This window comes from Inhella sp. (genome assembly GCF_027532025.1).
GTDB lineage: Bacteria > Pseudomonadota > Gammaproteobacteria > Burkholderiales > Burkholderiaceae_C > Inhella.
In genome coordinates this window covers 1-9373 of record NZ_JAPZSY010000048.1, presented here as the reverse complement: position 1 = coordinate 9373, position 9373 = coordinate 1, and the positions used below count along the sequence as shown (strand labels likewise).

The following is a 9373-nucleotide window of genomic DNA, read 5'->3' as shown; positions in this document are numbered from 1 at the left end:
GACGCCGCGCATCAAGACCCTGAAGGTGGCCGAGCCGGCCAAGCGCAGCGCCGGCATCAAGGTGCCCGACGTGGCCACGCTGGTGAACAAGCTCAAGAACGAAGCCAAGGTGATCTGAGATGTCCGTCCTCGTCATTGCTGAACACGATCACGGCAGCCTGAAGGGTGCCACCCTCAACACAGTCACCGCTGCCTTGGCCTGCGGGGGCGATGTGCATGTGCTGGTGGCGGGCCACAACGCCGGTGCGGCTGCTGCTGCGGCGGCGCAAGTGGCGGGCGTGGCCAAGGTGCTGCACGCCGATGGAGCCTCGCTGGCCGAGGGATTGGCCGAGAACGTGGCGGCGCAGGTCGTCGCGCTGGCCTCGGGCTACAGCCACATCCTGTTTCCCGCCACGGCGGCGGGCAAGAATGCGGCACCGCGCGTGGCCGCCTTGCTGGACGTGGCCCAGGTCACCGACATCACCAAGGTGATCAGCGCCGACACCTTCGAGCGCCCGATCTACGCGGGCAACGCCATTGCCACGGTGCAGGCCACCGACTCGGTGAAGGTCATCACCGTTCGCACCACGGGCTTCGATGCCGCCGGCACTGGCGGCAGCGCGCCGGTGGAGGCTGTGACGGCCGCGGTCGATTCGGGCAAGAGCCGATTCGTGGGTCGCGAGCAGACCAAGAGCGACCGGCCTGAATTGACGGCGGCCAAGATCATCGTGTCGGGCGGCCGCGCGCTCGGTTCGAGCGACAAGTTCAACGAGGTGCTGACCCCCCTGGCCGACAAACTCGGCGCTGCGCTGGGTGCCAGCCGTGCGGCCGTGGACGCTGGCTATGCGCCCAACGACTGGCAAGTGGGCCAGACGGGCAAGATCGTGGCGCCGCAGCTGTACGTCGCGGCGGGCATCTCGGGCGCCATCCAGCACCTGGCCGGCATGAAGGACTCGAAGGTCATCGTGGCCATCAACAAAGACCCCGAGGCCCCGATCTTCAGCGTGGCCGACTACGGCTTGGAAGCCGACTTGTTCGCGGCCGTGCCCGAGCTGGTCAACAGCCTCTGATCGTCTGAACCTGCGAACCCAGGGGCGCCGCCACAGCTTTGTGCCGGCGCCCTGTTTCATTTCTGGAGACCCCTCATGAGCTACACCGCCCCCGTCAAGGACATGCTGTTCAACATGGCGCATTTGGCCGAGTTGGATCGTTTGACGCAGGACATCCCGGCCTTCGCCGACCACGGTTTGGACACGGCGCAAGCCGTGCTCGAAGAGTGCGCCAAGCTGACGGAGCAGGTCATTGCTCCGCTGAACTGGGAGGGCGACAAGAACCCCTCAAGCTGGCACGAGGGCGGCATCGTCAAGACCACGCCCGGCTTCAAGGAGGCCTTTCGCCAGTACGTGGAAGGCGGCTGGCAGGGACTGGTCCACCCGGCTGAGTTCGGTGGCCAGGGCTTCCCCAAGGTCATCGCGGCGGCTTGTCAGGAGATGGTGAACAGCGCCAACCTGAGCTTCGCGCTGTGTCCGTTGCTGACCGACGGCGCCATCGAGGCGCTGCTCACGGCGGGCAGCGACGCGCTGAAGACGCGCTACATCCCGCAGATGATCGATGGCAGTTGGACGGGTTCGATGAACCTGACCGAGCCTCAAGCCGGCTCCGACCTGAGTTTGGTGCGCACCCGTGCCGAGCCGCAGGGCGATGGCACCTACAAGGTGTTCGGCACCAAGATCTACATCACTTACGGTGAGCACGACATGGCCGAGAACATCGTCCACCTCGTGTTGGCCCGAGTCCCCGGCGCGCCGGCCGGTGTCAAGGGCATCAGTCTGTTCGTGGTGCCCAAGGTGCTGGTCAATGACGACGGGTCCTTGGGCGCGCGCAACGATGTGCATTGCGTGTCCATCGAGCACAAGTTGGGCATCAAGGCCAGCCCCACGGCGGTGTTGCAGTTCGGCGATCACGGCGGTGCCGTGGGCTACTTGGTGGGCGAGGAAAACCGCGGCCTGGAGTACATGTTCATCATGATGAACGCTGCCCGCTACGGCGTGGGCGTTCAGGGTCTGGCCTTGGCTGAGCGCGCTTACCAACAGGCGGTGCGTTACGCCCGCGACCGCGTGCAAAGCCGCCCGGTGGACGGTTCCCTGCCTGGCGCCGCGCCCATCATTCACCACCCCGATGTGCGCCGCATGCTCATGACCATGCGCGCCCTGACCGAAGGCTGTCGCGCGATGGCCGCGGCTGCGGCGGCGGGCTACGACCGAGCCCACGCTCAGGGCGACACGGCCGCCCAGGCGTTCTACGAGTTCTTGGTGCCCTTGGTGAAGGGCTACAGCACCGAGATCAGCCACGAGGTGACGGCCCTGGGCGTGCAGGTCCATGGCGGCATGGGCTTCATCGAAGAGACCGGTGCGGCTCAGCACTACCGGGACGCCAAGATCCTGACCATCTACGAAGGCACGACCGCGATCCAGGCCAACGATTTGGTGGGCCGCAAGACCCTGCGCGATGGTGGCGAGTTTGCGCGTGGCATCGCCGCGCTGGTGGAAGCGACCGAGGCCGAGTTGGCTTCGGGCTCGACCGCCGCCCACGCCGTGCGCGCCAACCTCAGCCATGCCCGCCAGGCCTACGTGGCGGTGGTGGACTACCTCGCCGCCACCGGCAAGGGCAACTTGAACGCGGTGTTTGCTGGCTCGGTGCCCTACCTGATGCTGGCGGGCAATCTGGTGGCCGGTTGGTGCCTCGCTCGAGGCCTGCTGGCCGCCGAGAAGGCGATCGCGGCCGGCGATGACGTGGCCTTCATGCAGGCCAAGGTGACGACGGCGCGCTTCTACGCCGAGCACATCCTGCCGCGCACCGCCGCCCTGCGCGACGCCGTGCTGAACGGGGCCGACAGCGCGCTGGGCTTGCCCTTGGAGGCCTTCTGATGGCCTTGCCCGCGGTTTTGCAAGGCCTGAGGCTGCCGGTGGTGGCCTCGCCGATGTTCATCCTCAGCAACCCCAAGCTGGTCATCGCGCAATGCACGGCCGGCGTGGTGGGCTCGATGCCGGCTCTCAATGCGCGGCCGGCCGAGTTGCTGGACGAGTGGCTGGCCGAGATCACCGAAGCCCTGGCGGCGCACAACCGGGCGCATCCCGATCGCCCGGCGGCACCCTTCGCCATTAACCAAATCGTGCACAAGAGCAACGACCGCTTGGAGCACGACATGGCGGTGTGCGCCAAATACAAGGTGCCCATCGTGATCACCTCGCTTGGGGCCCGGGAGGACATCAACCAAGCGGTGCACGCTTGGGGTGGCATCGTGTTGCACGACATCATCAACAACACGTTTGCCCACAAAGCCATCGACAAGGGGGCTGACGGACTCATCGCGGTGGCCACCGGGGCGGGAGGGCATGCGGGGGTGAAGAACCCCATCGCGCTGATCGCCGAGATCCGCGAGTGGTTTCAGGGGCCGCTGTTGTTGTCGGGGGCCATCGGCACGGGAGATGGCGTCTTGGCGGCGCAGGCCATGGGTGCCGACCTGGCGTACATCGGCTCGGCTTTCATCGCCACCGAAGAAGCCAGAGCCGATGAGGCTTACAAAGAGATGGTGGTGGCCTCCACCAGCGACGACATCGTCTACACCAACCTGTTCACCGGGGTGCACGGCAACTACTTGCGCGGCTCCATCGTGCGTGCGGGGCTGGACCCCGACAAGCTGCCCGAAAGCGACCCGAGCAAGATGAACTTCGGCGGCAACGCCGCCGCGAAGGCCTGGAAAGACATCTGGGGCTGCGGTCAGGGCATCGGGGCCGTCAAGGCCGTGGTGCCCACCTCGGTGTTGGTGGATCGGCTCTTCGCCGAGTACCAAGCCGCGCGGGAGCGCCTGAAGCTCTGAGCCGGTGCGCTCAGAGCAGCGTGTAGCGGGTCAGCATCTGCTGACCGCGCACGTCTTCGGCCACCAACCAGATTTCGCGGGCCACTGGCGTACCGGCTGCTGGCACGGGGGGCAGTCTGACCTGGGATTGGTTGTCGATGGTGACGAGGTAGCCGTCGGCCCCGGCTGCATAGCGGATGACGATGCGCACTTCAGTCACCCGCAAGTCGGGGTTGGCCGTGGCCCAGGGTGTCCAGGTCAAGGTTAAGCCTGCCGTCAGGCCCGCCGCCGTGAGCGGTGCGTTCGCGCTCACACCGTCCAGGGTGGGGTGCCGGCTGGCGCTGGGCAGCAGCACCGCCGAGGGCAAGAAGATGCGCCGTGTTTCCAGGGCGCCGCTGCGCACCGTGCTCACCGTGTAGCGGGCGCCGCGTTGGGCGTCCACGCTGCTGAGCCAACTGGTGCTGGTGGCTTCGATGTACTGGTCGAGCAAGCCGCCCGTCGAGTTGACCGAGCTGGCGCCCGGGGTGCTGAGGCACAGGAGGTCGCGGTTGCAGGTGGCCAGGGGCAGGGCAAAGCCTGAGGGGGCTTGCACCGTGTTTTGCGTGGTGCCGCCATCGCGCACCTCCACGGCCACGCCAGCACTGGGGTTGGTGCCGGTGGTCTCGGCCACTCCGGCGCCGCTCAGGCGCAGCAGGCTTGTCGGGCGCACCGCCATGGCCAGCGGCTTGCCGTTGCCCAACAGGCGCCAGCGCTTTTGCGTGGCGTTGTAGGTGACGGCATTGACAAGTCGATCTTTCACGACGCCGTTGCGGTCGGTCAGGGCGCTGGCCACCAGCACGCGGCCGCAGTCGTTGGTCTTGACGACGTCGTCGGCGCAACCCAGCACCTGAAGTGGGCCCATCTGCAGGCCGGCCGTGCCCCATGCAGCCAGCCGGGTGGCCAAGCCGTTGGTGTCCACGCCATCGTGGCGCTCGTAGCCAAAGAGCACGGCGTTGGTGTCTGTGACCGTGGAGCCAGGGCGGGTGGCCTTGTAGTCGTCGGCTGGGGCAGCGCGGGCCAGCAAAGGATTGATTTGGGTGACCACTTCGTCCAACAAGGGGGCATTGGCCAGGGCGATGGAGGCGCCCGTCGTTACCTTCAGCGCGCTGGTCACCGCGTTGGCTGGCGCGCTGCCGCTGGCTTTGATCAGTTCGGTGCGGGCGGCGGGCAGGTCGACCACGACTTCGGCCGCCGGCACGACGAGGAGCTTGCTGGCCAGCGTCAGGGTGTTGGCTTGCGCGCCGTCCAACTGCACCCTCACGGCCTCCAGCAGTAAGTCCGCGCCACTCTTGGGCGTGGCAAAGCCGCTGTCGCTGATCAGGTTCAGGCTGCTGGCCGTGAGTTTGAGGTCGGCCAGCGGCGTTTTCAGCAGGGTCTTGAGGAAGTCCGACGCCGCCAGGCTTTGCGCGCTGGTCAGGCTGCTCAAGGGGCCCTCAGCGGGCTGAACGAAAGCCGCGTGGGGGTTGCCACCCAGCAGCAACGCCGCGTGTGCCTGCGTCAGCGGGGTGATGTGCGCCGTCACGGTGCTGCCGGCGGCGGCCTCGGTGAGCACGGTGTGCAACAGCACCCACTGTCCGGCGGCATCGCGCGCCCGGGCTTGCAGCATCAAGGGCAGGGTGGGCGTGGCACTGCTCAGGGTCAGGCTGTAGCTGCCGTCGGTGGGGTGGGTGGTGGCGCTGCCCAGCGCCGTGCCCTTGGCATCCACCACACGCACGGTGGCGCCGCCCAGGGGCGCACCCACCGAGGCCACGCCGCGCACCACCGCTGGGCTGGAGGGCGGCGGGGCAGGCGGGGTCACGCCGCCGGAGTCGCCGCCCGAACCGCCGCCGCCGCAGGCCGAGAGCAAGGTGGCCAGGGCCAGGGCTGGAAGCCAAGAAGGGAGAGAGGCGCGCATCGGGCGGGGCAGGGAGGTCACAAACCGGTCGCTCGATTGTCCGAAGCGCACCTGTGGGGCAGGCCTCGAACAGCGGGGTGCCCGCCGCGCAATTCCACGCCAGCGCCCCGCTGCCCGTCGATACTGCCGGCATGGCCCTCAAGAGCACCATCTTCAAAGCGAACCTCGCCGTGGCGGACATCGACCACGGCTACTACGCCGACCACAACCTCACCCTGGCACGTCACCCCAGCGAAACCGACGAACGCATGATGGTGCGCTTGGTGGCCCTGGCCCTGCACGCGCACGAACTGCAAACCCGTTGCGGAGGCGACGCGACCCTGGCCTTCGGCGCGGGCTTGAGCGACGCCGACGACCCCGACGTGGTGCTGACCGACTTCATCGGTGCCAAGCGCTTGTGGATCGAAGTGGGGCAGCCCGACGACAAGGCCCTTGCCAAGGCCTGCAGCAAGGCCGAGGCCGTTGTTGTTTATGCCTTTGGTCCCACCGCCGAGGTCTGGTGGCGCGGCATCGAAACCAAGCTGACCCGCCTGGATAAGCTGCAAGTGTGGCGCTTGCCGCATGCGGCCATGGCCGAGCTCACCGCTCTGTCGGAACGCAGCATGCAACTGCAGGCCACCGTGCAAGAGGGCCACCTCATGCTGACCGGCGGGGCCGGCGGCAGCGTGGACCTGGAGCCCCTGCGCTGGAAGTGATTTTTGGGGCAGGCCCGTGTCCGATGGCACATGCGCGGGCCGCCAAAGGGCGGTAGCGTGTCGGGTTTTGGATGCTCCGCAAAGCCACTTCCATGCGCAACTCGACCCTGGCCCGCGCCCTGCTCTGGGCCCCCCTCTCCTTGGCCCTCGGCTGGGCCCATGCCCACGAAGGCATGTGGATGCCCTCTCAGCTGCCGCAGGTGGCCAAAGACCTGAAGGCCGCCGGCTTGGCCATCGACCCGGCCAAGCTCACCCAGCTCACCCAATTCCCGATGGGGGCCATCGTCAGCCTGGGGGGATGCACGGCCTCGTTCGTGTCGCCCATGGGCCTCGTGGTCACCAACCACCACTGCGCCTACGGCAGCATTCAGTTCAACAGCAGCCCGCAGCGCGACCTGCTCAAGAACGGCTTCCTGGCCGCCAGCTTTGCCGACGAACTGCCCGCGGGGCCCGGCAGCCGCGTGTACGTCACGGAGGCCGTCACCGACGTCACCAACCGCGTGCTCAGCTCCGCGGTGCGCGGCTTGCAGGGCAAGGCCCGGATCGACGCCATCGAGGCCCAGCAAAAGGCCTTGGTGGCCGATTGCGAGAAGGCGGCGGGCTACCGCTGCAACGTTGCCTCCATCTACGGCGGCCTGCAGTACCAGCTGTTCAAGCAGCTGGAGATTCGCGACGTGCGCCTGGTGCACGCCCCGGCCGACATGGTGGGGCGCTTCGGCGGCGACACCGACAACTGGATTTGGCCCCGCCATACGGGCGATTACAGCTTCTACCGTGCTTACGTGGGCCCGGATGGCAAGCCGGCCGACTTCAACGCCGCCAACCAGCCCTACCGTCCCAAGCACCACCTCCGGGTGGCCCGCAGCCCCCTGAACGAGGGCGATTTCGTGATGGTGGCCGGCTACCCAGGCCGCACCAACCGCCACGCCTTGCCCGCCGAGGTCGACTTCACCTTCGGTTGGCTGCGCCCGCGCAACATTCAGGCCTATGGCGAATGGCTGGACATTATCCAGCGCGAGACCACCGGCCGGCGCGATGCCGAGATCAAGCTGGCCAACACCGTTGCCGGCCTGGGCAACGCGCACAAGAACTGGCAGGGCCAGCAGGCCAGCTACGAGGGCAGCGACATCCTGGCTCGCAATCAAGCCCAGTACCAGGCACTCAAGGCCTGGGTGCAGGCCGACCCCCAGCGCCAAGTCCAGTTCGGGGCCAGCTTGGCCCGCATCGACGGCTTGCTGGCCCAAGTGCAAGAGGAAACCCGGCGCGACTTCTTGAGCAACCTTGGAACCCCCACGCTGCTCGGCACCGCGCGCGACCTGCTCAAAAACGCCGACCAACGCCTGCGCCCTGATGCCGAACGCCAAGCCGGCTACCAAGACCGCGACCAGGCCCGCCGCCGTGCCGGCCTGGAAGCCTTCGAGCGCCGCTTCGACGCCCAGACCGACAAGGCCAAAGTCAGCCACTTCCTCACCCAGTACCTCGCCCAGCCGGCCGATCGTCTGCACGCCGGCTTCATGCAAGCCCTGGGCCTGCAGCCCGGCATGAGCGCCGAAGCCGTCAAGGCCCGCGTGGACAGCCTGTACGCCCTCAGCACCCTGACCGACAAAGCCGAGCGCCTGGCTTGGCTCAGCCGCACCCCGGCCGAGTTCGCCCAGAGCGGCGACCCCTTCATCGCCGCCGCCGTGGCCTTGTACGCCGACGACGAAGCGCGCGAAGCCCGCGCCAAAGAACTGGCAGGGCAGGTGCAGCAGGCCTACGTCGACGTCATGAGAGCCCGCATCGCCTTCAAGGCCAGTCAGGGCCAGGCCGTCTACCCCGACGCCAACGGCACCCTGCGTGTGAGCTTCGGCCAAGTGACTGGCCGTGAAGGGCCCGACGGCAGCACCTGGAGCGCCTTCACCACCCTGCGCGGCATCACCGCCAAGCACCAGGGCAAAGGCGACTTCGACGCTCCTGCCGAGCAATTGGCCGCCATCAAGAAGGGCGAGTTCGGGCCTTACGGCGTGAAGGCGCTCAACAGCGTGCCCGTCAACTTCCTGGCCACGCTGGACACCACCGGCGGCAACTCGGGCTCGCCGGTGCTAAACCGCCGGGCCGAGCTGGTGGGCCTGCTGTTCGACGGCACGCTGGACGCCGTCATCAGCGATTGGGACTTCAACCCCAAGACCACCCGCAGCATCGTGGTGGATGCGCGCTACATGCAGTGGCAGATGCGCTACGTGGACAAGGCGGACCGTTTGCTGAAGGAGATGGGGGTGCTTTGAGCGCGGCTGAAGGGCCCGACGCCACTCCTGCAGCGTCATCCGAGTAGACCTTGCAAAAGGCATTGGCTGCTGCGTCACCTCAATGCCGATGCGCATCTCGCACCCACGGATAACCGGGTTCGATGGCGCACTCCGCCTCCACCCAATCAGGCCAGCGTGGGATCTTGCTGGTGCGCATCACGACCCAGCGGAAGAGGCTTTCCAGAAGCACGATGGGCGCTTGAATCAACGCCAGCAAGCGCAAACCCACGGAGTCGGACCACAGCATGCGAAGGCCCCACCAATAGCCTTCACGACGCTCATCCAGCGGCGGCAACCAGTGCTTGCGGGTGTGGTCCAGCAACTCGCTCGAAGGCCCCTGCTCCATGTAGCGCCGATAGAACTCGAAGTGCGTGCGCAGTCGGTTTTCCCCAGACACACCGCCCACGATCATGCTCAACGCAAACGTCTCCTTGACGGTATTCCGGTCGTCGGCCAGCACGTGGCCCACCACATACAGGTCCCGAAACCCCACGCTGTGCCCGTAAATCGTGAAGTAGTCGGCCCTGCAAATGACCCAACCCGTTGTTTTTGAATGACTTTCGGGTGATTTCGGATGGTCGCAACTCCCGGAAATCAATTCAATGGGCGGCATTTCCTGGGA

Annotated in this window: 6 protein-coding genes and 2 pseudogenes; 6 read left to right on the top strand and 2 right to left on the bottom strand. The window is 67.1% G+C overall.

All coding sequences use genetic code 11. The features are described 5' to 3' along the window. From O9335_RS07920 to O9335_RS07905, 4 genes and pseudogenes are all read left to right on the top strand, one after another. Positions 1-118, top strand: a pseudogene (locus O9335_RS07920) (electron transfer flavoprotein subunit beta/FixA family protein); the annotation flags it as partial. A gap of 1 nt (position 119) precedes the next feature. Next, positions 120-1049, top strand: a complete 930-nt coding sequence (locus O9335_RS07915; protein WP_298386159.1) for an FAD-binding protein — start codon at positions 120-122, stop codon at positions 1047-1049. A gap of 75 nt (positions 1050-1124) precedes the next feature. Further along, on the top strand, positions 1125-2906 hold the full coding sequence (locus O9335_RS07910; RefSeq protein WP_298386156.1) for an acyl-CoA dehydrogenase: 1782 nt from the start codon (positions 1125-1127) through the stop codon (positions 2904-2906). Further along, complete coding sequence (locus O9335_RS07905; protein WP_298386153.1) at positions 2906-3859, top strand: nitronate monooxygenase family protein; 954 nt, start codon at positions 2906-2908, stop codon at positions 3857-3859. The genes O9335_RS07910 and O9335_RS07905 overlap by 1 nt, the downstream gene beginning before the upstream one ends. A gap of 10 nt (positions 3860-3869) precedes the next feature. On the opposite strand, the gene O9335_RS07900 is transcribed toward O9335_RS07905, so the two are convergent. Beyond that, on the bottom strand, positions 3870-5771 hold the full coding sequence (locus O9335_RS07900) for a hypothetical protein (protein WP_298386150.1): 1902 nt from the start codon (positions 5769-5771) through the stop codon (positions 3870-3872). Positions 5772-5902: 131 nt separating this feature from the next. Between O9335_RS07900 and O9335_RS07895 the strand changes: the two genes are divergently transcribed. Both O9335_RS07895 and O9335_RS07890 read left to right on the top strand, forming a co-directional pair. Then, positions 5903-6466: a YaeQ family protein gene (locus O9335_RS07895; RefSeq protein ID WP_298386162.1), complete on the top strand. Its 564-nt coding sequence runs from the start codon at positions 5903-5905 to the stop codon at positions 6464-6466. 92 nt (positions 6467-6558) lie between these two features. Then, positions 6559-8730: a S46 family peptidase gene (locus O9335_RS07890; RefSeq protein ID WP_298386147.1), complete on the top strand. Its 2172-nt coding sequence runs from the start codon at positions 6559-6561 to the stop codon at positions 8728-8730. A gap of 79 nt (positions 8731-8809) precedes the next feature. Here the strand turns inward: O9335_RS07890 and O9335_RS07885 are convergent. Next, positions 8810-9373 (bottom strand): annotated as a pseudogene (locus O9335_RS07885) (hypothetical protein); the annotation flags it as partial.

What these genes read in the sequence shown, in the direction of transcription:
- O9335_RS07910 (WP_298386156.1), top strand. Translation starts at nt 1,125, where the DNA reads ATGAGCTACACCGCCCCCGTCAAGGACATGCTGTTCAACATGGCGCAT.
- O9335_RS07900 (WP_298386150.1), bottom strand. Translation starts at nt 5,771, where the DNA reads ATGCGCGCCTCTCTCCCTTCTTGGCTTCCAGCCCTGGCCCTGGCCACC.
- O9335_RS07915 (WP_298386159.1), top strand. Translation starts at nt 120, where the DNA reads ATGTCCGTCCTCGTCATTGCTGAACACGATCACGGCAGCCTGAAGGGT.
- O9335_RS07890 (WP_298386147.1), top strand. Translation starts at nt 6,559, where the DNA reads ATGCGCAACTCGACCCTGGCCCGCGCCCTGCTCTGGGCCCCCCTCTCC.
- O9335_RS07905 (WP_298386153.1), top strand. Translation starts at nt 2,906, where the DNA reads ATGGCCTTGCCCGCGGTTTTGCAAGGCCTGAGGCTGCCGGTGGTGGCC.
- O9335_RS07895 (WP_298386162.1), top strand. Translation starts at nt 5,903, where the DNA reads ATGGCCCTCAAGAGCACCATCTTCAAAGCGAACCTCGCCGTGGCGGAC.